We start from the raw sequence: 24,304 nt of genomic DNA, 5'->3' as shown, positions 1-24,304 counted from the left end.
CTACTCGACGTAGTCGATGTCGTCGGTCGGATCCTCGACGGCGTCGCCTTCGGCAGGCCCGTCGACGCCCTGCGGCTGTGGCGCCTCCTCGCCGTTCCGGCCGTAGATCTGGGGCGACTCGACGCCGGTGACGACGATCATCGTCCGCATCTGGCCGTCGATCTCCTCGTCGACCGAGGTCCCCCAGATGATCCGCGCGTCGGGGTCGATCCGGTCGTAGATCTCCTCGACGACGCCCTCGGCCTCCTCGATGCTCATGTCGGAGCCGCCGGTGACGTTGACGAGCGCGGAGTTGGCGCCGGAGATGTCGACGTCGAGCAGGGGCGACCGCAGGGCCGACTTCACGGAGTCCTGCGCCTTCGAGTCGGAGTCGGACTCGCCGAGGCCGATCATCGCGACGCCGCCCTTCTCCATCACGGTCCGGACGTCGGCGAAGTCGAGGTTGACGAGGCCGGGCTTGGTGATGAGCTCCGTGATCCCCTTCACCGAGCGCATCAGCACTTCGTCGGAGACCTTGAACGCCTGGCGGACGGGAAGCTTGCCGACCGCGTCGAGCAGCCGGTCGTTGGGGACGACGATGACGGTGTCGGCGACGTCGCGGAGACGCTCGAGGCCCGCCTCGGCGTTGGTCCGGCGGACCTCGCCCTCGGCGGTGAACGGCGTCGTGACGATCGCGATCGTGAGCGCGCCCGACTCGCGGGCGGCCTTCGCGACGACCGGCGCCGAGCCGGTCCCGGTCCCGCCGCCGAGGCCGGCGGTGACGAAGACCATGTCCGAGCCCTCGATGGCGTCGTAGATCTCCTCTTGGGACTCGATGGCGGCCTCCTCGCCCACCTGCGGGAGCGACCCGGCGCCGCGGCCCTGGGTCTTCTGTTGGCCCATCAGGATCTTCGTGTCCGCCTCGATGTTCACGAGGTGCTGGACATCGGTGTTGGCCGCCACAAGTTTTGCGCCGTGGATCCCCTCCTCGGTCATCCGGTTGACGGTGTTACCGCCGGCGCCGCCACAGCCGACCACGGTGATGTTCGTCTGCAGGTCCTGGAGGACGTCCTGCAGCTCGTCGTCGGTCATCATTCCGGTCTGTGGCGCTCCGCCGGCGTTCGAGCCGCCGGCGCTCGATCCCCCGTTCGCGTCCGCCTCGCCGATCTCGCCGGATCCCGCGGATCCGGACTCCTCGGCCTCGTCGATCGCGTCCTCAACGATAGAGTCCATCTTGGGGAAGGGTTGTGCAGCGAGGTTAATTACCTTTCCCCATTCGTCAGACTCCCGTCAGACGCCGAGACGGGTGTTCTCGACGTTCAACGGACCCGAAGAATGGAAACCGGAACGGCGTTTCGCGTCACCGTGGGAACCGAACGTCTCGATCGCGCGTGACGTCCTCGGGCGTCACGGTCCGCCCGTCGACCTCGACGGCGTCACCCGCAGTGAGTCGACCGAACTTCGGCCCCTCGGGGACGCCGTGCTCGGCCGCCAGCTCCGGATCGAACGCCGCCTCGCTGGCGACGACCGCGTCCGCAGTGAGCGTCACCTCGTCGAACCGCTCCCGAAGGACGTCGGCGAGTGCCCGGACGAGGACGTCGTATCCATCGGCGGCGTCGTTGTCACCGTCGTCGGCGGTATCGGCAGCGTCGGCGTCGGTGCCATCGGGCGCAAACGCCGCCTTCCCGGCAGCTCGCGTCCCCGATTCCTCCGTCTCGAAGGCGACCGTGTGTCGCTCGACGACTGCCCGAGTCGTCTCGTGGTCGATCCCCTGTGCCCGCGAGATCAGGTCCGCAGGGAGCTCCCGAACCGTGATCGAATCGGGGGACTCCGGGACGACGTCGCCGAACCGCAGCCCGTCCGAAACGGTCGCGATCGCCGCCTCGAGGCGCTCGACGAGCGCGAGCGGACGGTCGCCGACCGCCCGGACCCACGTCTCGCCGACGACGCGGTAGCCGCGGTCGTCGATCGTCTCACGGAGGGTCGGTCGGTCGCCCTCGATGACGGCGTACTCGGCGGCGCTCGCCGTGAAGGCCCGCTCGACGACGTCGGCGTGCTCGGCGGGGGACCCCAGCTCAGCGAGCTGCCAGTCCGAGCCGATGTGGCCGACGCCCCACGCCGTCTCCTCGACGATCCGAGTGAACCGCGGCGCGTAGTGACCGCCGCCGAACCCGACGACGTGTCGGGGTACCCCGTCGTCACCGAGGAGGTTCGCCGCGTCGATCGAATCCGCCGACCGACCGGTGACGAAGTCGTCGATCAGATCCGAGACGGCACGGGCGACGGCCCGGGCACCCGCGGGATCATCCCACTGATCGTCGTCCGACCCGAGCTCCGCGAACAGCGAGGGAACGGCGGTCTCGCTGGGACCGTGATGGGTACACTCGATCCCGACGTCATAGTCGGCCGGGGCGTGCTCGGTGAACCCGGCGACCAGCCGCTTCTGGGCCGCCGGGGCAGCGCGTGCGAGCGCCCCGTCGTCCCCGCCGTACTCTGCGGGCCCGAAGTTTCCGGTGAAGTGGGCGGTCAACAGGGGCCCCGTCTCGCCGGCGTGCCTGGAGACGAAGACGAGCAGCTCGGGCTCACGGTCGGCGAGGAGACCGGGCTCGCGATCCTCGGGAGTGGAGGGTGCCGAGCCGTTCGCCTCATCGACTGCCGACGTAACCGTCCCAAAGGCGGGCGTCGGGTCGTCGAGGTGGATGTGGAGGTCCTCGAACGTTCGCAGCTCCGCGCCCGGACGGCGGTAAACGGTCCCACCGCCGTCGGCGTCGGGACGTGACTCGTCCACGCAGACGTCCCAGTCGTCGAGCTCAAGGAGCCGGTCGCGGATGTGTTCGGACGCGCGGTCCGCGCGGCTGACGACGATCGCGATCACTGACGAATGGTCGACGGGGCGCGATTGAATAGGCGTCGATCGCGGACGGCGAGGCGTCAGTTCCGATCACCGATCGAGCCCAAAACCGGGTTGGATCACCCGTTGATCCGGTCGACGACCGACTGGAGGTCGGCAGTCGACTCGACCGTCTCCTTGATCTGCTCGCGCTCGCGGACGTCCTCGGAGTCGGCGTCGTACGCGCGGACGTACTCGGCGCGGGTGTGCTCGTCGAAGGCATGGCGGATCGCAAAGTAACCGTCCGGAATGACGGTGCCACACACCTTACACTCGTGACGCTGGTGCTCGGTCGTCTGGTGAACGATCGCCGACTCGACGTCCTCAAAGGCGGCGCGACATCCGCTGATCCCACACGTCCAGCCGGGCATACCCGAAGCGACGGACCGAGTCGCATTAACGGTTTTCCCCGCAGACGCTGAGCCGTCACCACGGACACCGTCGTCGGGGAACGACACGCATTTGCTGGACGACGCCGACGTCCCGAACGTGCCACACACCGGGACCCGGATCGACGCCCACGTGAAGGTACTCGACGAGACCGTCGTCGAGCGCGCGAAGGAACGCGGGCTCGACGCGATCGTCTACGCGCCACACTTCGAGCGGCTGCCGACGATCCGCGAGCGTGCCGATCGGTTCTCCGACGACGAACTGCTCGTCGTCCCCGCTCGAGAGGTCTTCACCGGCGACTGGCGGAACCGCCGGCACCTCCTCGCGCTCGGACTCTCCGAGCCGATCCCGGACTTCATCACCTTCGAGGGAGCGATGGCGGAGCTGGAGCGCCAGGACGCGGCGATTCTCGTCCCGCATCCGACGTTCGCGACCGTCTCGCTCACCCGGCCGGAGCTGGACGCACACCGCGACCGGATCGACGCGGTCGGGGGATACAACGCGAAACTGTTGCCCCACCAGAACCGGCGGGCTCGCCGGGTGGCTCGTGACCTCGATCTGCCGGCGTTCGGCAGCTCATACGCCCACCTCAGGGCCACCGTCGGCGAGGCCTGGACCGCCTTCGAGACGGACCTGGAGACGCCGGCGGCGGTCGTCGAGGCATTCAAAAGCGACGTCGACCGCCGCGTGGTTCACCGGGCCGGGATCGAACACCGCGCACGGGGCGCGATCGAGTACGCCCATCTCGCCTACGAGAACACCTGGAAGCGCCTTGACCGGCTCTTCCTGTCGGGCGACGACCCGACGAATCCACACAGCGTCTTCTACGAGGGTCGGTTCGACGACGTCGCCGTGTACTGACCCCAGCGAGACGTGTGCTGACCCGGTGGGAGGTCGGGTGCGTGATCACGACATCCCGATGGCCTGTGAAACCGTCGCGACGTCGACGTTCAGGTCGACGACGTAGGTGTGGACCGCCCAGAACGCGGCGATCTCCAGGGCCGTGATGACGACGGTGACGAGGTCGGCGTAGTCGCTCGAGGTCGTGACGCCGAACGGCAGCGAGTACTCCGAACTCGACAGCGGGTGAAACAGCGCGATCCCGCGCCGGCTCCCGATCAGGTCGAGGATGTAGTGCGTGAGAACGCCGACCCAGACGTACTGCAGGTTGTTGAAGACGATGGGGTACGCCGCCACGATCCCGAGCACGGTGAGGCTGTGCAACGTCTTTCGATGCTTCCCGAAGGCGGTGTCGACGTCCGGGAACAGCGCACCCAGGACGATCGGGACGGTGACCTGGGCGATCTTGATCGCCGTGTTGCGGTCGACGGCCGGTTCGAGGACGAATCCGACGCCGACGGCAAGCAATAACGCGTTGAGCACGTGACCGCGTTTGTTCATCACCGAATGCTCGAAGGCGGACCGACTCAAGCGTTTCCCCCCACGATCCGCGGTCCGCGCCCGGGCCTGCGCCAGAGCCCGTCGCCACCGAAGAGTGACCACGAGTTCCGGTGGCGGATGTCGACCACAACCACTAATACAACTCGTGAATATTCATTAGTTGTATGAGCGACTTCGATTCGTTCAGCGACGTCAGCGAGGCGAACGTGACCAAGGCGATCGGCAACGCCTGGAGCGAGGAGTTCCAGGAGTTCACCGAGTCCGAGGTGATCATCGTCGGGGGCGGGCCATCCGGGCTGATGGCCGCCAAGGAGCTGGCCGAGCGCGGCGTGAAGGTGATGGTCGTCGAGAAGAACAACTACCTCGGCGGCGGCTTCTGGCTCGGCGGCTTCCTGATGAACAAGGTGACCGTCCGGGACCCGGCCCAGGAGGTCCTCGACGAACTCGATGTCGACTACGAGCCGACCGAGGAGGCCGACGGGCTCTACGTCTCGAACGGGCCCGAGGCCTGTTCCGGACTGATCAAGGCGGCCTGTGACGCCGGCGCGAAGATCCAGAACATGACGGAGTTCACCGACATCGTGGTCCGCGACGACCACCGCGTCGGCGGAATCGTGATGAACTGGACGCCGGTCCACGCGCTGCCCCGCGAGATCACCTGCGTCGACCCGATCGCGGTCGAGTCCGATCTCGTCATCGACGCGACGGGCCACGAGGCAGTCGCGATCAGCAAGCTCGACGAGCGCGGCGTCTTCGAGGCGCCCGGTATCGAGCACGCCAAGGAGCACAACACGGGAATGGACGCGACCGGTGACGACCAGTACGGCGCGCCCGGTCACGACTCGCCCGGTCACGACTCGATGTGGGTCTCCGAGAGCGAGGACGCCGTCGTCGACCACACCGGCGTCGTCCACGACGGCCTGATCGCCACCGGGATGTCGGTCGCGACGGCCTACGGGCTTCCACGGATGGGGCCAACCTTCGGCGCGATGCTCGTCTCCGGCAAGCGCGCCGCCCAGGCCGCCATCGACGAGCTCGGCGTCGACGCCGCGGACGTCGGGTTCTCCTCGCCCGCGCCCGCCGACGACTGAGACGGTCCGAACGTCACCAACCCGGTCCGAACGTCACGCGACGACGTTGCTCGCGAGCACGCCGGCCGTGACGAGCAGGAGGACGGAGACCACCGCCGCACCCAGGAAGAGGGGTCGAGCGTCACGGGCGGGTTCACGGAGTTTGTCGGTTGAGACGCCCGACAGAAGTTTCTTCGAGCCGATCTCGACCAGTGCGGCGAGCACGAACCAGAGGACGAGCATCGTCAACACGAGGTGGCCGCGTCCGGTGCCGGTCAGCCGCTCGATCGTGTAGGTCGTCCCGGCCATGTGGCCGCCGGTCGCGAACAGCACGACCGCCGACAGCCGCGTCACCAACTGCAACCGGCCGACGATCGAGGCGATCGCGTCGGTCCCGATCGTCGCGCTGGTCGCCGCGGGCACCACCGTCGCCGAGACGAACAGCACGCTGCCGGTCCACAGGGCCGCGAAGGCGACGTGGAGCGTCCACACCGCCGCAGGAATGAGGTCCATAACCACGGTAGGATCGCCGGATCCTTAAATACCGTTCACCCGTCCCGACGGACCGCCCTCGGCACTCGAGTCGGCCTCATAGATCGACTGGACCGCTCTTCAAAAACTCACGCAGCAGGACGGTCGCGTAGCTCCCGCTCGGCAGCGCGAACGCGAACTCGAGGTCCTCGGAGACGGACAGGTCCGTCGTCACGAGGATCGCCCGACGAGTCCCGGTCGAGTCGAACTCGCCGGGCAGCGAGAAGTCCGCCGGCTCGATCCCGGCCTCCGCAAGCACCTCGCGCTCGATCTCGCCGGGCTCGCCGTCGCCGAGCTCCGTCTCGGTCCCGATCAGGGGCGCGGTGACGAACGCACGCTGCCGGGCACAGTGGCGTCGCAACACCGGCACGCGGTCCTCGGTGACGCGCTGGAGGCGGTCGACGTCCGGCGCGTACAGCTCCGCGGGCGCCTCATCGTCCGCGAAACAGACCACGTCGCCGGAGACCGGCTCGTGGAAGGGGATCCCGCGATCGAGGCGCTCGCTCAGGATCCGGTTGAACAGCACCGACTGGGCGGCGTTCACGAATAGCCGCTGGAGGTTCGAGGGAACCGCCTCGAGCGCGTGCCGCCAGCGGCCGCCGGCCGTTTCCGAATCGGCGTATTCCTCGGGCGTCGGCTCCGTCAGCCGGTGGAGCATCGCCCGCTCGAACCGGAGCCGGCCCGGGATCCGGTCGAGACAGGCCTCCCAGTCGGGCGACTCGCTCGCGAACTGTTCGTCGACGAACGCCCGGGCCTCGCGGGTGTCCGCCGGCTCGGCGTCGTCGGGGTTCCCGACGTAGGTTCGGACCGCCTCGCGCCACTCGCCGCGGGCGATCGCCAGCCCGACCTCGTGGGTGACCGGGCGAATGCTCCCGAACCGCTGTTGGCCGAAGTAGTTCGGCGCGGCGGCGGGATCGTCGGGGTCGACCGAATCGGGGTCGTCGGCACCGGTCGCGAACGCGCGCAGCTCGTCGGCGATCGCGGCAGCCCGATCGTCGGGGGCGGCACCGGCGTCGGTACGTCGCCCCTCGCCGCCGCCGACGTCCGGATCGCGAACCCGGATCTCGAAGGCGTTGCCGGCGAGGTCGCCGAAGGAGATCGGCCGGCCGGCTACGCCGAGGACCTCGATCGACGCGCCGTCGATCCCGCCCGCGATCTCGCGGACCGCAGCCGGGTCCGCGTCGCGGACGGTCATCAACTGGGTCGTCACGGCGCGTTTGTCCTTCGTGCCGGCCCACGAGACGCGCTCGCGGCTGATCCCGAGGGCGTCCGAGAGCCGACGTGCGAAGTCGTTCGTGTCCCAGTCGAACAGCCGGACGCGGACCACAAGCTCCGGGTACGCACCCCGGTCGGGGGCCGTGCCATCGTCGATCGGTTCGGCGTCGCTTTCGTCGCCGATCGGTTCGGCGTCGAAGGCCTCCAGCTCGCGAACGCGGAAGTCCTCGGGCGAGACGCGGAGCCGGCCGCCGATCCCGTCCGTCTCAGAGACGTAACGGTCGATCCCGACCGCCCGCTCACGGGGGTGTGCCTCGCGCATCGGTCAGTACAGGGGGAGGTCGCCGGTGACGCGGTCGACCAGTTCCTCGGAGCCCGGCCCGACCGCGAGCGCGCTGACCGTTCCTGGATCGAGTTCGGTGTGGCCGGCATCCCGGACGATCGCGTACGGGAGCCCCTTGCGCTCGGCTTTATCGGCGAGCTCGAAGAGCTGGCTCTCGGAGTCGCCCCGGAGAACGACCTTCTTCTGTCCGCTTCCCTTCCACCGCTTGCGTGCCTTGCGGCCCGCGTCCTCGTACGCGGACAGCGAGGCGTGTGCGACCTGTGCTGCCAGCTTCCCCTCGCCCATTCCGAGATCCGCCCGGGCGACGATGGCCTGTTTCATACTCCATCGTTCGTGGCCACGGTTTTATATACGCGCTTTGGAAAACGCGATCCGTGTCCCTCCAACGCGACGTGCGTGCGCTGCTCGCCAGCGCCCGCTCCGCCCTCGCAACGGGTCAAGCCGGTCTCGGAGCGGTTCGGACCGCCCTTCTCAGGCCGCGTCGGTTCTTCAGATCGTCCCCATACGGCGACTCCCTCGCGATCGGGATCGGCGTGGTCCTGCTCGTCGCAATCGCGCTCACCGTCGGAATCCTCGCGCTCGGTGTCGTCTTCGACGCGACGATCGACGCGACGGTCACGGTGGACAACCCCGACCGCCCCGACGACTGGGTCTGCAAGCAACTGGGTGGGGACGCCGACTCGCGGATGTACGAGGCCTGCCAGGAGCCGGAACAGATCGACCGCGATCTCGGGTCGATGCTTCGGGAAGCGACGTCCGGGTTCCTCCACTACGGGTTCCTCGGCGTCGGGCTCTGGTGGTTGCTGGCTGCCGGCGTCGTTCACGTTGGCGCTCGCGCCGCCGGCGGGGGAGGGACGATCCGAGACTCACTGACGGTGGCGGCGTGGGCGCTCGTCCCCGAACTGCTCAGACTGGCGGTGGGGATTTCGGCCATCTACTACGCCATCGAGAACACGACGATCGAGGCGGCTTCGCCGGAGGCGTTCCGGGACGAGCTGCTCGTCGCCTTCGCCGGGATCGAGACGCCGCTGCTCGTCGTCTCCGTCGCCACGATCGCGTGGCAGTGGTGGATCCTTCGGGGCGGGGTCACGGAACGGCACGACGTCTCGACGCTCGCGGCCGGAACCGTGGCAGGCGCCTTCGCCGTGATCACGTTACTGATCGCGGTGTGACTCCCGATGGCTGTGGGCTCCCCACCCGCCGTGTGCCCCCCGCGGGATTTCCGAGCATTAAGGTTGCGGCGATCCGTGGTACCGGTATGATACTCTCGGACGTCGACATCCTTCGCCGCCTCGAGGAGGGGGATCTCGCCATCGAGCCGATCGACGACCTCGACCAGCAGGTGCAACCCGCAAGCGTCGACCTCCGGCTCGGCGAGCGGTTTCTGGAGTTCCAGCGCGCGAACATCCCCTGCATCCACCCCGCCAGCGCGGACGAGGTGAGCGAGTACGTCACGGAAACCTTCGTCGAGGAGGGCGACGAGTTCGTCCTCCATCCGGGTGATTTCGTCCTTGGGACGACCACGGAGCGCGTGGCGATCCCCGACGACCTCGTCGCGCACGTCGAGGGGCGGTCCTCGCTCGGCCGCCTCGCGATCGTCGTGCACGCGACCGCGGGGCTGGCGGATCCGGGGTACGAGGGCCAGATCACCCTCGAGCTGTCGAATCTCGGAACCGCGCCGGTCGCGCTCTCGCCGGGAATGCGCGTCTCCCAGCTCACCTTCACGAAGCTGACCACGCCCGCCGATCGCCCCTACGGCGAGGAGCGCGGATCGAAGTATCAGAACCAGGACGGCCCTCAAGCCTCCCGGATCGGCAGCGATCCGGAGTTCGACGACAACGATCCGGAGGTCGACGAGGGGGACGTCGATGCCGACGCTGGCGCCGACGGCGTGGACCGGGAGCGATAAGCCATGCGCTTCATCGAGGAGGTCGTCGTCGAGGAGTTCCTCCCGACCGTTCGGTCGATGCTGGCCGAGGACCTCCGCGAGCGCGGGCTGACCCAACACGAGGTCGCGGAGGCGCTCGGCATCTCCCAGTCGGCAGTCTCGAAGTATGCCCACGGCGAGGTCGCCCGACACCCCCGGATCGTCGACGACGACCGCGTTCAGGAGCTCGTCGACCGGGTGGGGAAGGGGTTGGCCACCGGCGACGTGAGCCGAGTCGCGGCGCTCGTGGAGATCGAGGTCCTGATCCGCCGGCTGGAGGCGGGCGACCTGCTGGCGGAGCTCCACGAGGAGGCGATGCCCGAGCTCGCGGACGCGGACGTCGAGTTCGCGGTTCACGACCCGGACAACGCGCTCCGGGAGCGCGAGCGCGTGCTCGCGTCGGTCCGACGCGGGCTCCGCACGCTGGAGAACGCTTCCGGCTTCGCCGCGCTCATCCCGAACGTCGGTGCGAACGTCGCGGAATCCCTCCCCAACGCGGAAACGATCGACGACGTCGCGGCGATCCCGGGCCGACTCGTCGACGTCAAGGGCTCCACGATGGTCCCCGGGGACCCCGAGTTCGGCGTGAGCGAACACGTCGCCACCGTGCTGCTCGCAGCGCGGGCGGCCGGCGCCCCCGTCCGCGGCGCGGTCAACCTCCGGTACGACCCGGATCTCCTCGCGGCGCTCGGCGAGGACCATCCGACCGTGGAGTTCGACGCGGAGGCCCCCTCCGCCGAGGCCGTCCGGGACGCGCTCGACGGCTGGACCGGCGACGCGCCGGTCGTGATCTACCAGACGGGCGCGGTCGGCGTCGAGCCGATCGTCTACGTCCTCGCCGGTGACGCCGTCGAGGCCGCCCGGATCGTCCGGGAGTATTTATAAGGGCCTGAACGACTGGGAGAGGCACTTAGAAAGAACGCCCAAAGAAAAGCATTTGGGAGAGAGCATACAACTGTATGCATATGTCGAAAAGCATTCGCCTCTCGGAGGAGGCCTACGATCGCCTTGCGGCTCATAAAACAGAGGACGAGACGTTCTCCGAAGTCGTTCTTCGGCTGGCCGGTGAGCGATCGCTACTGGAAATCGCGGGGATTCTAAGCGACGAGGAAGCCGACGCACTCCGTGATGCCATCGATGACCGTCGTGAACGCCGCGCGAACGGACTTGAGGAGGTCGCGGACCGGATGCGGGGAGCGTGACGTGCTGCTCGATACGTCCTTCCTCATCGATCTGATGAATGGCGACGAGGACGCCATCACGAAGGCGGAGACGTTGGAAAACGACCTCGTTCAGCAACGTCTCTCCTCGATGACGCTGTTCGAGCTGTATTATGGCATCGCCCGGGCAGTCAATGCCGAAACCGAGCGGGAGAAGGTGGAACAAGTCCTCGCGTCAAAACCCGTTCATCCCGCAGATACCGCCGTTATGCGGAAGGCAGGGCGACTTGCAGGAGAGTTGCAGAACGACGGAGCTCCCGTGGGCGATGGTAACGTGATCATTGGCTCGACCGCCGATGTCGTGGAAGAGCCTGTTCTCACGCGAAACGTCGCGGACTTCGAACGCCTCGGCGTCGACGTCGAAACGTACTGAGCCTACTGATTCTGCACGTTTTGACGTCCCCTTCCGCTGAGGACGGAGGACTCTCGACCGCGTTCGGGATGGTATGGTTCACGATCGGTCCAACCCGGCCCGAAGCGCCTCGTTCATCACGTCGACCGGCGCGTCGCGGCCGGTCCAGATCTCGAAGGCCTCGACGCCCTGAAACAGCAGCATCCACGCGCCGTCGATCGTCGTCGCCCCGGCCGCGTTCGCCGCCCGGAGAAGCCGCGTCTCGATGGGCGAGTAGACAGCGTCGAGCACGGCGAGGTCGGCGTGCAGCAGATCCGGATCGACCGGCGTCTCGTCCGACTCCATCCCGACGCTGGTCGCGTTGACGAGTACGTCCGCCGCCGGGACCCGGTCGGCGAGCGTGTCGAGGCCGCCGCCGGTGGCGTTCGGAACCGCCTCGGCGAGCGAGTGCGCGCGCTCGGCGGTCCGGTTGGCGACGTGCACGCGCGATCCCGCGTCGGCGAGCGCGAACGCGGCGGCACGGCCCGCCCCGCCGGCACCGACCACGACGGCGTCGGTTCCCGGGAGCGCCACGTCGTGATGGGCGAAGGCGCGCTGAACGCCGGCCGCGTCGGTGTTGTAGCCTCGCGGACGAGGTGGATCGGCGTCGGTACCCGTTTCGTGGTCGTCGTCCGCCACCGGACCGAAATCGATCGTGTTCACCGCGCCGATTCGCTCGGCAAGGTCGTCGGTTCGAACGTGCTTGACGACGTCCCGTTTGAAGGGGATCGTGACGTTGAGCCCGCGAACGCCGAGCGCGGCGGCGCCGTCGATCGCCTGCCCCGCTGCGTCGCGGTCGGGCTCGAACGTGACGTATCGCGCGTCGATCCCCAGCTCCGCGTAGGCCGCCTCGTGCAACGGCGGCGACAGGGAGTGCTCGACCGGGTTCCCGATCAGACCGTAGACGTCCATACCGGAACGGGCGCCCCGGGGAGCAAAAATCCGCGGTTCGATCGGTCCGGACCACGCGCCCGACACGGGCCGGACCACGCGAACGGGACGCGCGGCACGAATCCGCGACCCGGACCGACGCCGTTTTGCCGCCGGTACCGGAAGGAACGGGCGTGCCACTCGCCGCGCCGATCGTCGACGTGTTGCTGCTGGCAGCGGGGATCGCCCTCCTGTACGCCGGCGCGGAGCTGCTCGTGAAGGGTGCCGCCGAGCTCGCGTTGGGGTTCGGCCTACGTGCCTCGACCGTCGGCGTCACGGTGGTCGCGTTCGCGACGACGACCCCGGAGCTGTTCGTCACGCTCGTGGGCGCGTTCACCGTCTCGACGGACATCGGCCTCGGCGCGATCCTCGGGTCGAACGTGGCCAACATCGGCCTCGTCCTCGGGATCTCCGCGCTCATCCGGCCGTTGGATGTCACCGAGACCGTGTTGAAGAGCCACGTTCCGTTCATGATCCTCGCCGCGCTCCTGCTCGTGGGACTCGGACTCGACGGACGGCTGGACGCGGTCGACGGAGTGATCCTGCTCGCGGCGCTCGTCGCGTTCACGTGGGTCGTCCTGCGGCGTATTCAGCGAACGCAGGCCTCCATCTCCGCGGCCGAGCGCGACCGGATGCCGGACCCGACCCTCCTCGACGTCGGCTACATCGTCGGGGGACTGGTCGCCCTGCTTGCCGGCTCGAGCTGGCTCATCGACGGCGGGCAGGGACTGCTCGTCGCCGCCGGGTTCTCCGAGCTGTTCATCGGGCTTACGGTGTTAGCCCTCGGAACCTCGCTGCCCGAACTCGCCGCCTCGGCCGTCTCCGCGATCCGGGGTGAAGCCGAGTTCAGCGTCGGCAACGTCGTCGGCTCGAACATCTACAACGTCCTCGCCGTGATCGGCGTCCTCGCCGTGATCACGCCCGTCGAGATCTCGGCCGGGGTACGGTCCTTCGAGTTCCCCGCCCTCATCGCGTTCACCCTCCTCGTCGTCGCCCTGATGCTTCGCGGTCGGTGGATCTCCCGAGTCGACGGCGCGATCCTGCTCGTCGCCTACGTGGCGTTCGTGTATCTCCTGTTCCCGTGAGACGTGGCTGCCGGCGGCGACCACGGGGAAGGACCCTCGAGTGATCGCGAAACACACACGGGGATCCGCGACGATCGGCACCCATGGACTACGAGGAGCCGCAGTTCTTTCGCGTGATGCAGTACGCGGCGACCGCGGACCGGGACGTGATCGATATGGTGAGCGGCAACCCGGACTGGGAGCCACCCGAGGCGCTCCGGGACGCGCTCCGGGAGTACGCCGGGCTCGACCCGGCGGCGTTCCAGTACCCGGCCAGCGACGGACTGCCCGAGCTGCGCGAGGCGATCGCCGACCGGCGAGGAGTCGACCCGGACCAGGTGGTCGTCACCGTCGGCACCGGCGAGGCGAACTACCTCGCGATGGCGCGCGCCTTCGAGCGCGACGCCGGCGACGAGGCGATCCTGCTCGACCCGGTCTACCCGTACTACCCCGGCAAGGTCGAGCTGCTCGGTGGGACCCAGCGACTGGTCCCGACCGCCCGCGACGGTGGCATCGACCTCGCGGCGATCCGGGAGGCGATGAGCGACCGAACCGCGCTCGTGATGGTGAACACGCCGAACAACCCGACCGGCGCGGTCTACGACCCCGACGCGGTCGCCGAGGTGGTCCGGCTGGCGGAGCGACACGACGCGCTCGTCGTCGTCGACGAAGTCTACGACCGGTTCGACCACTCCGGACGCTTCGAGAGCGCGCTCGCCATCGACTCCCCGAACCGGATCGTCACCGGTGGCTTCTCGAAGTCGCTGGCGATCACCGGATTCCGGGTCGGTTACGCCATCACGCCGCCCGAACACGCCGATTCCCTTCGCGCGCGACATATGCTCGTCAACGTCACCGGCCCCGCGCCCTCACAGTACGCGGTCCACCACGCGCTGCAGGCGACCGAGCACGAGTACTTCGCGGCGTCCCGCGAGCTGCTGTCCGACCGGATCGACGCGTTCACTGACGCCCTCGAGGCCGCGGGCGCCGAGTACACAACGCCGGATGGCGGGTTCTACGTGCTTGCGCGGTTCGATGATTTCCCCGGGACGATGGCGAACGTCGAGCGACTGATCGACGAGGCAGGGGTCGCCGGGATGCCCGGCGAGACGTTCGGAACCGCCCGCGAGGAGTGGATCCGGTTCGCGCTCGTGACGCCGCGAGCGCGAGAGGCGGCCGAGCGGCTGGCCGCGTACTTCGAGTGAGTCGGTTCGTGGGCGGCACCGAGCCCGCTGCGGTCGGCTCCGACCCCGCCGCCGACTCCGACCTCACGCCTCACGGAGCTCTGCCTCGACGAGCGCCTCGTTCAGGTCCTCCCGGACGCGCTCGCCGGTCTCCCGGTCCATCGCGGTCGTCACGACGCGGTTCTCCTGCACGCTCGAGCCGTCACGCAGGAGGAGGCGGACGTTCCCGTTCGTGTCGGCGCGGGTCGCCTTCGCGCGGAGGCCGGTCCGCGAGCCCGTCCCGCCGGCGTCGATCGGTCCGGGAACGATCTTCTTGACGTGGGGGTGTTCGGCCACGGTGCGGATCGCCGTCCGACCGGTCCGCCCGCCGATGAGCGTCGAGTGGGTGCCGCCGATCTTCTCCCTGGGGGCGGCATCGACGACCGCGAGCGAGCGCTCCCCGCGTCGATCCCGAACCCACTCGACGAGGCCGTCGCCGTCGCGCCGGTCCGCGTTCGGGACGCGGTAGAACTCGTAATGTAGTTGCGCTCGCGCCTCCCGAAGCGGATCGCGCTCGCCGGCGGCGTAGACGGTTTCGGGGCGCTTTCGGCGCACCTCGTCGGCGACGCGTCCGGCGAAGTTCCGAACCTGCACGACGCCGCGCTCGCCGAGGTCCTCGCGCTCCGGCGTCGTGGTGACGGTCGTCCGGCCGACGACGTCGTCCTCCTCGAGCATCGTCACCTCGGCGTGGTCCGGCCGGAACTCGATGACGACGCCGTCGCAGTTGGCGGTGTCACAGGTGAGACAGTAGTCCCCCGGTTTCTCGAGTGGCGTGCCACACCGCCGACAGTCCATATTCGATCGCAGGGCCGGGGCGAGTAAAAGCGCGTTGTCCGCGGTCGATCCCGAATCGGGCCACGCTATGAAGTCACAAGACCTACACGGTCGCCAGCCCATCCGATCGACGGAGCGAGACACGTGGCCAACCAGGACACGCGCGTGGATATGACGACGGGGGCGATCACGCCCAGACTGTTCACCCTGGCCTGGCCGCTCGTGCTCGGGAACCTGCTGCAGACGCTGTACAACCTCGCGGATATGTTCTGGGTCGGCCGAGTGAGCCCCGAGGCGGTCGCGGCGGTCTCGTTGATGTTCCCGCTGTCGTGGATGTTCGTCTCGACGGCGATGGGCGTCACCGCCGCCACGATCGCGCTGGTGTCCCAGCACGTCGGGGCCGGCAACGATCGACGGGCCGACCGGATCGTCGCCCAGACGTGCCTGCTCGCGACGGTCGTCTCGGTCGTCCTCGCGGTCGTCGGGTTTCTCGGCCGCCACTGGCTGCTCTACTGGATCGGTGCCCGCGGGCAGGTCTTGGCCGAGTCGCTCGCGTACATCGAGGTGATCCTCGCGGCGCTCCCGTTGACCTTCCTCTTCTTCGCGTTCCGGGCCTCCCTGCAGGGGGCCGGCGACACCAAGACCGCGATGTGGCTCGTGGCGGCCTCCGCAGGCCTCAACATCGTGATCGATCCGTTCCTCGTCCTCGGCTGGGGGCCGGTTCCCGCAATGGGGACCCGGGGTGCTGCGATCGCCACGTTCGTCTCGCGGCTCTTCGCCGCGGTGATCGGGATCTACGTCCTCGTCCGGGGCGACTGGGGCGTCCAGCTTTACCCCCGTGACCTCCGGCCGGATCCGGCGATCCTCGGCCGGCTCGTCGACGTCGGCTACCCGGCGACGCTCGACGGGTGGGCCCGGTCGTTCGCCGCGGTGGCGATGGCCGCGCTCGTCGCCCGGTTCGGCCCCGTCGCCACCGCAGCCTACGGCATCGGCGTGCGACTGATGTCCGTCTCCTGGACCGTCTCGGGCGCCGTCGGGCAGGCGACCGCGACCGGCGTCGGGCAGAACCTGGGCGCGGAGACGCCCGACCGCGCCCACCGGGTGACGATGGTCGCGACGGCGGCGACGATGGCCCTCCTGACGGCCGCCGGAGGTGCCGTGTGGCTCCGGCCGGCCGCCGCGATCGGCGTGTTCATCGACGATCCCGCCGTGATCGGGGAGGGCGTCGTGTTTCTCCGCGTCATCGCGCTCTCGTGGGGCTTCTTCGGCGGTTTGATGGTGTTACAGGGTGCGTTCCGCGGCGCCGGCGACACCCGGATCGCGATGGTGCTCTCGCTGCTCTCGCGGTGGATCCTGCGGATTCCGCTCGCCGCGATCCTGGCGTTCGGGACCGTCACGATCCCCGTGATCGGCCTCACCTACACCGGGCTCGACCGGGGCGTCGTCGGGCTCTGGTGGGCCTATGCGGCCGCGGCCGTGGCGTCGTTCGTCGTCGGGATCGCGTGGTTCCTGCGCGGAACGTGGCGGGAGGGCGTCCTCGAGGGGGACGGCGAGACGGAGACCGCCGAGCCCGACGTCGTGCCGGTCGATGACTGAGCCGGGCAACGGACGGAAACAGAAGGGGCGGAAGGCGAAAAAGCCGGATCGACTGCGACGACCACGTCGCGGTCGACTCACTCCGCGAGCCGCTCGCGCAGCAGCGCGTTGACCTCGCCGGGGTCGGCGGATCCGCCGGTCCGCTGCATCACCTGGCCGACGAGGAAGTTGATCGCGCCGTCGTCGCCGTCGTGGTAGTCGTCGACAGCCTCGGGGTTCTCGTCGATCGCGTCCGCGACGGCGGCCTCGACCTCGCCGGTGTCGGCGGTTCCGAGTCCCTCACGCTCGACGATCGTGTCGGGGTCGTCGCCGTCGTCCAACATCCCGCGGAGCACGACCTCCTCGGCGTTCTTCGTCGTGAGATCATCGGCGTCGACGAGCTCGATCAGGCGGGCGAACTCCTCGAGGCGGTCGTCGACGTCGGTGATCGCCATATCGCGATAGTTGAGCTCGCCGAGGAGGTTATCCGCGACCCAGGTGGCCGCGAGATCCGGGTCGAATCGGTCGGCGACGTCCTCATAAAAGTCCGCGACGGCCTTCCGTGAGGTGAGTTTGTCGGCCGCCTCGGCACCCAGGCCGTACTCCGCACGGAAGCGTTCGCGGCGGGCATCCGGCAGCTCGGGGATCGGGATCGACTCGCGCCAGTCACTCACCTCGAGGGGCGGCAGGTCCGCCTCGCGGAAGTACCGGTAGTCCTTTTCGGCCTCCTTCGAGCGCATCGAGACGGTGATTCCCCGCGATTCGTCCCAGTGGCGCGTCTCCTGTTCGACCGCGCGCCCGCGGCGCAGGGCGTTCCGCTGCCGGGTGACTTCGTAGGCGAGCGCCTTCTCGGCACCTTTGTGGCTCGAGATGTTCTTGACTTCGGTCCGATTGGCCGCCGCGAGCGCGTCGTCGTCGATCGACCCGTCCCCGGCGACCGACTCGCCGGGCACGAGTGAGATGTTCGCGTCCACTCGGAGACTGCCGTCGCGGGTCGCATCGAAGACGCCGAGATACTCGAGGACCTCCTCGAGCTTCGCGAGGAACGCGCGCGTCTCGGCGGGCGACCGGAAATCCGGCTCCGTGACGATCTCGACGAGCGGGGTCCCGGCGCGGTTGTAATCGACGAGCGTGTGGTCGGCGGTGTCGATCGACCCACCCGCGTGCTGGAGGCTCCCCGGGTCCTCCTCGAGGTGGGCACGGGTGATCCCGATCGTTCGTCGGGAGTCCTCCACGGCGACCTCGAGTTCGCCGTCGGCACAGATCGGTGCGTCGTACTGGGTGATCTGGAAGTTCTTCGGGAGGTCGGGGTAGTAGTAGTTCTTCCGGTGGAAGTCGGTCCGTTCGGGGATGTCGGCCTCGAGGGCCTTGCCGATCTTGACCGCCGCCTCGACGGCGCCCTCGTTGAGCACCGGGAGGGCACCCGGCAGCCCGAGACAGACCGGACAGGTCCGGGTGTTCGGCTCCTCGTCCTCGGCCGGTTCGGTCGAACAGCCGCAGAAGATCTTCGTGTCCGTCTCGAGTTGCACGTGCACCTCGAGGCCGATGACGACCGCCCGCTCGTCGGTCGCGGTCCGCGTACTCATTGCGGAGTCGTTGTGCGTGTGGGGTGTAAAGCGTGTCGAGTCGCCCGCTGGTGCTCACCCACCGGTTCGAGTTCGCCACTCGCTTGAGTCCACACCCGTTCGAGTCCACGCCCGTTCGAGCTCACCCGTGAGCGGCCGCCGCCAGGAACCACACCCGCCCACCGCGTGGGTCACCAGGGGCCGATCCCCTGCTCGCGATCAGCGATCGCCACGAGAACGGTGTGGGGGAGCGTCAGGACGGCGATCGCCACGAGGTAGACGCCGATCGACTCGGTCGGCGTTCCGGGAGACCGAGGAACGGCAACGAACACTCCCGCGATGACGAGCAGGCCGCCCGCAGTGAGTGGGAGCGCATCCCGCGTGAACCGCCACAGGGGCCGGCCGATTCGACCGTCAGCGAGGTCGGTGGTCGAACGGTCGTCGAACGTGATCAGCCGGGCAACGTGACGCAGCGAGTGCCAGAGACAGAAGTACGTCCCGACCGCCAAAACCGGCGGAACGACGAGGAAGAACGCACACAACAGCACGGTCTCACAGGCATCCAGCAGCCAGCCGCCGACTGCGGTCCGTGGCCGAACGATCGCGTCCACCTGGGAGGTGGGCTGGGCCCTGTGGATTAGCGCCGCATCCACCGCGCGAGCCCGGGCAGCACCGAGCGCCAGCGTCGCGACGACGCCACCCCCGACCGACGCGGCGATCGCGGCACGAACGTGTGGGTCGCCCAGGGCGGCGATCCACGCCGGTGGCGTTCCGAGGAACGGAGTGACGAGCAGCGAAACCACCGTCGAAAACCGGTCCGGAAAAGCGACGAGGGGCCCGAGGATGGGAAGGCAACCCCGGATCGTCGCGGTGGCGAGTCGGGATGTCGACGATCCGAGGTGGTGGACGCCCGCGATCTCGATGAGTGGATACAGTTCACCGGTTCCCCAGTGGACGATCGTCACCAGAAGGAATACGGTGACGGCTACCCGCGGCAGGAAGAACCACACAAACGCGTATCCGCCGCCAAGGACGGCGTAGGTGGCTCCGACGCGCGCCAGGGATCCACGGGGTGTGGAGTCGTCTCGCACTCGAGCAAGGAGGTGATGATCGACCGCCCCGTGTGGGAACCCGACCACGAGCACGCTCACGGCCAGCGGAACCCACCGATACCGGAGCGGGATCGATACCCCAGCGGCGACGATACTGATGAGCACGCCGACGGCGATCCAGCCGGGAACGAGGGCGAACGCGGCGAGCGTGCGATCGGCCTCGCCGGTGGCGGTCACGGTCTCATCCCTCATCCTCCGCCGTCGGGCGTTCGATCTCTCGTCGGTCCAACAGGTCGTCGTACAACAGGTAGCCCTGGACGAGGAACACGTTGGTCACGAGAAAGAAGACGGCCTCCTCCACGGGCAGTCCGCCGACCGTGAGGCCGGTCGTGTACGTCCTCGAAACGTTCCAGACGCCGGCGTCGATCGCGACCCGATCGACCAGACAGAGATAGCCGGTCGGTACGAGGACGCCGACCGTGAGGGGCCACCGACGACGGCGGAGGCTCGGCCAGTCGTAGGCCCACTGGATCGCGAGCACCGGCCCCGCCCACAGAAGGATGGCACCGAGGTACAACCACGTTCGTGGGCCAGCAAGAAGCAGCCAGCCGCCGACGCCGACGGAGACCCCCGCCAGGAAGCCGACGATCCGGTCGCTGCGGGACGGTCGCGCTGGAACGCGGAGTCGATCCCCGCGAGTGATACAGCCCACCCACAACAGCGTCACCACCGATTGTAGCAGGAAGAAGGCGTACTCGCCGAGGGGCACTCCGAGGAATCGTCGAGACACGGAGCCATCCCCGTACCACCAGACACCAACCGCGATGAGCCGTGCGTCCCACGGCGTCGTGTATCCGACCGCGAGCACGGTCAGTATCGCGACTGCGCCGAGAAACCGTCGATCGAGCACCGATCGACGCCACGCGAGGAAGCCGAGACCGGCGATCGGCGGGAACAGAAACAGCAGATGAACGTCGAAATACGTTGTTGGAGTGGTCATCGATGAGTTCGGGCCGATCCCCCGTCCCGAACCGGGGGTTCACTATCCGTATCGATAACTCGGCCCGTAGCTTCTTAATGCTGTACGAAAAAGCCAGGCGTGCGCACGACAGGTGCGCGAGAGGGAACGGAGCCCACCAAGCTTCGGCGTTCCCTCTCGAACAGCCCCCACGGTGGGAGCGGTCGAGCGTTACCGGTGCGACGGTAAAGATGTGGCGTGTTGCCACGGTATACCATCCCGCTTCAGGGCGGAACGCCGCCGGTATCGACGTGATCGTCGCCTTCCCAGGGGTGTTCACCGCGGAGAGGAGACCACCCAATGGATATCGGACTCGAATGCCCGTCGTGTGGATCGACGATCGAATACGTCACCGAAGACCCCGAACCGAACACCACGATCCCGTGTGACTGTGGCGCGCTGTATGCGGTCACGGTGTCGATAGTGCGGCGCTAGCTTCCGGTTCGGACCTCTCGCCACCGCTGGCCCTGACCACCGTCGGCGGCGCGTTTTTGACGGTCGCTCGCACGCGGTGGTATGGAGCGGACACCGAACGGGACGCCCGTCGGCGTCGACGACCCCTCCGACGTCGTGGGAGTCCGTGATCACCGGACTGATGCCGAGCGGTGGAGACGTTCACTCGTCCGGTTTCGGTCGGATGACGTCGGCGAGCGCCACGAGCAGGCCGAGCAGCCAACCGGTCGGGATCGCGAGGCCGAACCACATCAGGACGTAGCCGGTCCCTTCAAGCGTGAAGTTGGCGCGCAGCCAGTCGTTGAGTCCGCCGACGGCCAACAGCGTATCGAGGATCCAGACGGCGAGCTCGGTGCTGTTCGGGAAGATGACCTCCCCGAGCGAGGGCGTAAAGAGGGCGGCGACGACCGGCGGCAGGAACAGCGCCGTCATCGCGAACGGGTACGCAAGCAGGACGCTCGTGGCTCGGCCGCCGACCTTCGAGAACAGCGCGGCAAGCCCCGCGGACACGATCGCGACCACGCTGGCGGCCCCCACCGCGAGAAACGCCTCCGTGGTGAGCTGTAGCCGCGTGATGAGCGTCAGGGTACCCCAGACGAGCGTCGCGACGAGGAGGACGCCGAGGACGCCGATCCGTGTCACCGCGGAGTCGAGCCGTGTCGCGTAATACCGCGTCGCGAACCCGACCAGCAGCAACGGGTAGCCGAACAGGACGAGGGGAATCCCGATCGCCGCCCACAGCTTGTAGGCGATCCGCTGCGGGGTCGTCTCCGGTTGCCACTTGCCAAGCACGCTGCTGGCGTCGAGCTGGCGGGGAAAGGCGACCTCCATCCACGTATCGTGTAGCCGGGTGACGTCGATGCGTATCGCGCCGAGCAACCCCGGGGACCGTCGTTCCATCGGCGTCAACTCTCGCGTGGTGGAACGTGAACCTTGTGCCTCGTGTCGATCGCGGGGCGGATCGAACCACCGCCGTCGGCGGCGATCGGTCGGGGGCTGCCGGCGTGGGTCAGTTCCACGGCGCGAACTCCGGATTCACCTTCCGGGACCGCGTTTCGATCGCGTTGATGGCGTCCAGCTCCGCCTCCGTGAGGGTGCACGACAGCGACGCCCAGTTGTCACGGATGTGGTCCGCGCTTGCGGCCTTCGGGATCGCGGTCACGTCGTGCTGGCGGAGCCAGGCGAGCGAGACCTGCGCCGGCGAGACGTCGTGTGCGTCAGCGATCTCGACGATCGTCTCGACCTCGAAGACCTCCTGGCGCGCGATCGGGGCGTACGCCACCGGCTGGACGTCGTGTTCGGCACATGCATCACGCCACCCTTGACGGGGAAGCAGGGGATGACACTCGAACTGGTTCGCAAAGATCGGCGCCGTGGTCCGATCGCAGGCGTCCGCGAGCAGCTCGGGAGTGAAGTTCGAGACGCCGATCCGGTCCGTGACGCCCTCCTCGACGAGCCGGTCGAAGGCATCGAGCGTCTCCGCCGGGTCGTATGCCCTCGCCGGCCAGTGAACGTACAGGAGGTCCAGATGGTCGGTGTTCAGCCGGTCGAGGCTGTCGTAGGCGGCGTCGATCGCGTCGTCGTACGCGAGGTCGTCCGGCCAGATCTTGGTCGCGAGGAAGACCTCATCGCGGTCGACGCCGGCATTCGCGATCGCCTCCCCGACGTGGGTCTCGTTGTCGTACATCCGCGCCGTGTCGATGTGGCGGTAGCCAGTCTCGAGTGCGGTCGTGATCGCGTCGATACAGGTGTCCCGGTCGGCCAGCTTCCAGGTGCCGTATCCGAGCATCGCCATCCCGTCGTGGGTCGGCATCGCCTCCGGGTCGCCACCGTGCTGCGGTGTGTCCGTCATAGCCGATCCGAGGCGCGCGCGTGAGAAAGAGGTTGTGGGACGGGCGATGGTGGATGTGCGACGATCGCCGTCGATCGGCGACGGAACGCGCTGGAACCGATCAGTCGTCGCCGAGCCAGCGAGGCGATCCCTCGAGGAATCGCTCCTTGCCGAAGGTGGCAAGCAGCGAGAGGTCATCGAGATGAATGAGATTCGGGAAGGCGGCGAGGTTGCCGCCGTTTATCTCCGCCAGAGTGTCCTCCTCGGTCGCCCGAAGATCACGCATCAGGCGGTCGTACCGGTCGTTGGAGGCGAGATAGAGGAGCTCGGTCATCAACAGCCGCTGTCGGGCCTTCGGCGCGACATCGCGGTGCCAGAGGTCGTCGTAGGTCGACAGCTGTGCGGCGGAGGTGTCCGGTTCGGTGGGACTCAGACAGCGGTCGATCGCCGCCGCCGCCGCGCGGGCGGACTTCATCCCCTTGTGGATCCCCTCTCCCCAGAGGGGGTCGATCGAGGGGACCGTATCGCCGATCGCGACGAAACCGTCCGTGCTCATCTCGGCCGGCTGCTGAATGTGGGCGGATCCACGGTGGACCTTCCCCTCGATCTTCTCGGCGTCGGCGAACCGCGGGTCCGACTCGAGCCAGCGCTCGAGGTACCCGTCGATCGTGAGGTCCTCGTCGGCGTGCTCACGGTGGCGGTCGTTCTGGATGTAACAGACCCCGACCTTGGCGGTATCCCCGCCGGTGTGGAAGATCCACGAGTAGCCGCCCGGCGCGACGTCGTGGTCGAGCCGCAGCATCATCGCGTCGTGGAGATCGGCGTAGCCGGTGTGGTCCACGTCGATGCCCTCGAGTTCCCACTCGATGCCGATCGCCTGGTTCTCGCGGTGCAGGTCACAGACGTCCAGCGCCTTCGCCAGCGGCGCGGCGGGGCCGGTCGCGTCGACGACCACGTCGGCATACACCTCCTCGGACCCGTCGTACCGGATCCCGACGACCGACCCGTCCGACTCGATCGGCGCGGTCGCCCGGGAATCGAAGCGGTACTCGGCGCCCTGCTCGCGTCCGTCGGCGACGAGCCACCGTTTGAACTCCGCGAACTCGAGGACCGCTCCCGGCTGGTTCTGGACGTAGAAATCGTTAGGCGACTCGAGGACCACCGAGTCGGTGAACTGCATCACGACGTCGTCGGGGACCCCGAAGGAAGCCATCATCGACGGGAACGTGCCCGCGGTGGATTTGTTGCTCTGGCGCGGGAACTCCGCCTCAGGTTCCGTCTCGAGAACGAGAACGTCGTAGTCCCGCGCGGCGAGGTCGCGGGCACACTGGGCGCCCGCTGGGCCGGCCCCGGCGATGACCACGTCGAAACGATCGCTCATACCCGAACGTGTCGCGTGCCGCTAATGAGTGTTGTTGATACGCCCCGTCCGTCCCGGGGTTTTCGTCCCCTTGAAAGGGTC

At 68.3% G+C, this 24,304-nt stretch carries 26 protein-coding genes and 1 pseudogene; 12 read left to right on the top strand and 15 right to left on the bottom strand.

Features of this window, described 5'->3' with window-relative positions:
- The 3 genes from ftsZ to BLW38_RS02475 form a co-directional block, all read right to left on the bottom strand.
- Entirely contained in the window at positions 1–1,212 is a 1,212-nt protein-coding gene (gene ftsZ, locus BLW38_RS02485; protein WP_092813808.1) for a cell division protein FtsZ, read from the bottom strand.
- 127 nt (positions 1,213–1,339) lie between these two features.
- Positions 1,340–2,854: a D-aminoacyl-tRNA deacylase gene (locus tag BLW38_RS02480; RefSeq protein ID WP_092813805.1), complete on the bottom strand. Its 1,515-nt coding sequence runs from the start codon at positions 2,852–2,854 to the stop codon at positions 1,340–1,342.
- A 95-nt stretch (positions 2,855–2,949) separates the two neighbouring features.
- Positions 2,950–3,240, bottom strand: coding sequence for a DUF7565 family protein (locus BLW38_RS02475; RefSeq protein ID WP_092813802.1), 291 nt, complete (start codon positions 3,238–3,240; stop codon positions 2,950–2,952).
- 118 nt (positions 3,241–3,358) lie between these two features.
- Here BLW38_RS02475 and BLW38_RS02470 point away from each other — a divergent pair, with 118 nt between their 5' ends.
- Positions 3,359–4,120 (top strand): PHP-associated domain-containing protein, encoded by a 762-nt coding sequence (locus BLW38_RS02470; RefSeq protein ID WP_092815527.1) that lies wholly within the window; start codon positions 3,359–3,361, stop codon positions 4,118–4,120.
- A 45-nt stretch (positions 4,121–4,165) separates the two neighbouring features.
- Here the strand turns inward: BLW38_RS02470 and BLW38_RS02465 are convergent, their stop codons facing one another.
- Positions 4,166–4,660 (bottom strand): metal-dependent hydrolase, encoded by a 495-nt coding sequence (locus BLW38_RS02465; RefSeq protein ID WP_092813799.1) that lies wholly within the window; start codon positions 4,658–4,660, stop codon positions 4,166–4,168.
- 164 nt (positions 4,661–4,824) lie between these two features.
- On the opposite strand from BLW38_RS02465, the gene BLW38_RS02460 reads away from it, so the two are divergent.
- The gene (locus BLW38_RS02460) at positions 4,825–5,751 is read left to right on the top strand and encodes a sulfide-dependent adenosine diphosphate thiazole synthase (RefSeq protein ID WP_092813796.1); all 927 of its coding nucleotides are present in this window, start codon (positions 4,825–4,827) and stop codon (positions 5,749–5,751) included.
- A gap of 33 nt (positions 5,752–5,784) precedes the next feature.
- Here BLW38_RS02460 and BLW38_RS02455 read toward each other — a convergent pair whose 3' ends face one another.
- The 3 genes from BLW38_RS02455 to pth2 form a co-directional block, all read right to left on the bottom strand.
- Positions 5,785–6,243: a transporter gene (locus tag BLW38_RS02455; protein WP_092813793.1), complete on the bottom strand. Its 459-nt coding sequence runs from the start codon at positions 6,241–6,243 to the stop codon at positions 5,785–5,787.
- Between the two features lie 76 nt (positions 6,244–6,319).
- A complete protein-coding gene (truD, locus tag BLW38_RS02450) occupies positions 6,320–7,798 on the bottom strand; it encodes a tRNA pseudouridine(13) synthase TruD (protein WP_092813790.1) in 1,479 nt (492 codons plus the stop codon).
- 3 nt (positions 7,799–7,801) lie between these two features.
- Positions 7,802–8,140: a peptidyl-tRNA hydrolase Pth2 gene (gene pth2 / locus BLW38_RS02445; RefSeq protein WP_092815524.1), complete on the bottom strand. Its 339-nt coding sequence runs from the start codon at positions 8,138–8,140 to the stop codon at positions 7,802–7,804.
- Positions 8,141–8,193: 53 nt separating this feature from the next.
- On the opposite strand from pth2, the gene BLW38_RS02440 reads away from it, so the two are divergent.
- From BLW38_RS02440 to BLW38_RS02420, 5 genes are all read left to right on the top strand, one after another.
- Positions 8,194–8,991 carry a YIP1 family protein gene (locus BLW38_RS02440; RefSeq protein WP_177167402.1) on the top strand — a complete coding sequence of 266 codons (798 nt, stop codon included), beginning with the start codon at positions 8,194–8,196 and terminating at the stop codon, positions 8,989–8,991.
- Between the two features lie 86 nt (positions 8,992–9,077).
- Positions 9,078–9,728, top strand: coding sequence for a dCTP deaminase (gene dcd, locus BLW38_RS02435; protein ID WP_092813784.1), 651 nt, complete (start codon positions 9,078–9,080; stop codon positions 9,726–9,728).
- 3 nt (positions 9,729–9,731) lie between these two features.
- Positions 9,732–10,631 (top strand): thiamine-phosphate synthase family protein, encoded by a 900-nt coding sequence (locus BLW38_RS02430; protein ID WP_092813781.1) that lies wholly within the window; start codon positions 9,732–9,734, stop codon positions 10,629–10,631.
- An 80-nt stretch (positions 10,632–10,711) separates the two neighbouring features.
- Positions 10,712–10,948, top strand: coding sequence for an antitoxin VapB family protein (locus BLW38_RS02425; RefSeq protein WP_092813778.1), 237 nt, complete (start codon positions 10,712–10,714; stop codon positions 10,946–10,948).
- On the top strand, positions 10,884–11,339 hold the full coding sequence (locus tag BLW38_RS02420; protein WP_245710028.1) for a type II toxin-antitoxin system VapC family toxin: 456 nt from the start codon (positions 10,884–10,886) through the stop codon (positions 11,337–11,339). The genes BLW38_RS02425 and BLW38_RS02420 overlap by 65 nt, the downstream gene beginning before the upstream one ends.
- Before the next feature lie 78 nt (positions 11,340–11,417).
- Here the strand turns inward: BLW38_RS02420 and BLW38_RS02415 are convergent, their stop codons facing one another.
- Entirely contained in the window at positions 11,418–12,269 is an 852-nt protein-coding gene (locus tag BLW38_RS02415; protein ID WP_092813772.1) for a shikimate dehydrogenase, read from the bottom strand.
- A 152-nt stretch (positions 12,270–12,421) separates the two neighbouring features.
- On the opposite strand from BLW38_RS02415, the gene BLW38_RS02410 reads away from it, so the two are divergent.
- Both BLW38_RS02410 and BLW38_RS02405 read left to right on the top strand, forming a co-directional pair.
- Positions 12,422–13,372, top strand: coding sequence for a calcium/sodium antiporter (locus BLW38_RS02410; RefSeq protein ID WP_092813769.1), 951 nt, complete (start codon positions 12,422–12,424; stop codon positions 13,370–13,372).
- Positions 13,373–13,455: 83 nt separating this feature from the next.
- A complete protein-coding gene (locus BLW38_RS02405) occupies positions 13,456–14,556 on the top strand; it encodes a pyridoxal phosphate-dependent aminotransferase (protein ID WP_092813766.1) in 1,101 nt (366 codons plus the stop codon).
- Positions 14,557–14,619: 63 nt separating this feature from the next.
- On the opposite strand, the gene BLW38_RS02400 is transcribed toward BLW38_RS02405, so the two are convergent.
- Positions 14,620–15,369 (bottom strand): DUF2103 domain-containing protein, encoded by a 750-nt coding sequence (locus BLW38_RS02400; RefSeq protein ID WP_092813763.1) that lies wholly within the window; start codon positions 15,367–15,369, stop codon positions 14,620–14,622.
- Between the two features lie 150 nt (positions 15,370–15,519).
- Between BLW38_RS02400 and BLW38_RS02395 the strand changes: the two genes are divergently transcribed.
- Positions 15,520–16,944, top strand: a complete 1,425-nt coding sequence (locus tag BLW38_RS02395) for an MATE family efflux transporter (protein WP_092815521.1) — start codon at positions 15,520–15,522, stop codon at positions 16,942–16,944.
- A gap of 77 nt (positions 16,945–17,021) precedes the next feature.
- Here BLW38_RS02395 and gatB read toward each other — a convergent pair whose 3' ends face one another.
- From gatB to BLW38_RS02380, 3 genes are all read right to left on the bottom strand, one after another.
- On the bottom strand, positions 17,022–18,509 hold the full coding sequence (gene gatB, locus BLW38_RS02390) for an Asp-tRNA(Asn)/Glu-tRNA(Gln) amidotransferase subunit GatB (protein WP_092813759.1): 1,488 nt from the start codon (positions 18,507–18,509) through the stop codon (positions 17,022–17,024).
- A gap of 170 nt (positions 18,510–18,679) precedes the next feature.
- Positions 18,680–19,792: a Brp/Blh family beta-carotene 15,15'-dioxygenase gene (locus BLW38_RS02385; RefSeq protein ID WP_092813756.1), complete on the bottom strand. Its 1,113-nt coding sequence runs from the start codon at positions 19,790–19,792 to the stop codon at positions 18,680–18,682.
- A complete protein-coding gene (locus tag BLW38_RS02380; RefSeq protein ID WP_092813753.1) occupies positions 19,782–20,540 on the bottom strand; it encodes a lycopene cyclase domain-containing protein in 759 nt (252 codons plus the stop codon). The genes BLW38_RS02385 and BLW38_RS02380 overlap by 11 nt, the downstream gene beginning before the upstream one ends.
- A 318-nt stretch (positions 20,541–20,858) precedes the next feature.
- Here BLW38_RS02380 and BLW38_RS16640 point away from each other — a divergent pair, with 318 nt between their 5' ends.
- Both BLW38_RS16640 and BLW38_RS16910 read left to right on the top strand, forming a co-directional pair.
- Complete coding sequence (locus BLW38_RS16640) at positions 20,859–20,993, top strand: hypothetical protein (RefSeq protein ID WP_281241158.1); 135 nt, start codon at positions 20,859–20,861, stop codon at positions 20,991–20,993.
- 81 nt (positions 20,994–21,074) lie between these two features.
- A pseudogene (locus tag BLW38_RS16910) lies at positions 21,075–21,155 on the top strand (DUF7097 family protein); the annotation flags it as partial.
- A gap of 18 nt (positions 21,156–21,173) precedes the next feature.
- Here the strand turns inward: BLW38_RS16910 and BLW38_RS02375 are convergent.
- The 3 genes from BLW38_RS02375 to BLW38_RS02365 all read right to left on the bottom strand — a co-directional run bounded on the left by BLW38_RS02375 (position 21,174) and on the right by BLW38_RS02365 (position 24,223).
- Positions 21,174–21,911 carry a hypothetical protein gene (locus BLW38_RS02375; RefSeq protein WP_092813749.1) on the bottom strand — a complete coding sequence of 246 codons (738 nt, stop codon included), beginning with the start codon at positions 21,909–21,911 and terminating at the stop codon, positions 21,174–21,176.
- Positions 21,912–22,020: 109 nt separating this feature from the next.
- Positions 22,021–22,863: an aldo/keto reductase gene (locus tag BLW38_RS02370; protein WP_394327068.1), complete on the bottom strand. Its 843-nt coding sequence runs from the start codon at positions 22,861–22,863 to the stop codon at positions 22,021–22,023.
- A gap of 100 nt (positions 22,864–22,963) precedes the next feature.
- The gene (locus BLW38_RS02365) at positions 22,964–24,223 is read right to left on the bottom strand and encodes a digeranylgeranylglycerophospholipid reductase (RefSeq protein ID WP_092813746.1); all 1,260 of its coding nucleotides are present in this window, start codon (positions 24,221–24,223) and stop codon (positions 22,964–22,966) included.
- Positions 24,224–24,304: the final 81 nt, after the last annotated feature.

The organism is Halopenitus malekzadehii (assembly GCF_900108505.1).
Taxonomy (GTDB): domain Archaea; phylum Halobacteriota; class Halobacteria; order Halobacteriales; family Haloferacaceae; genus Halopenitus; species Halopenitus malekzadehii.
The sequence above is the reverse complement of the archived record's forward strand: the minus strand, read 5'-3'. Positions and strand labels throughout refer to the sequence as shown.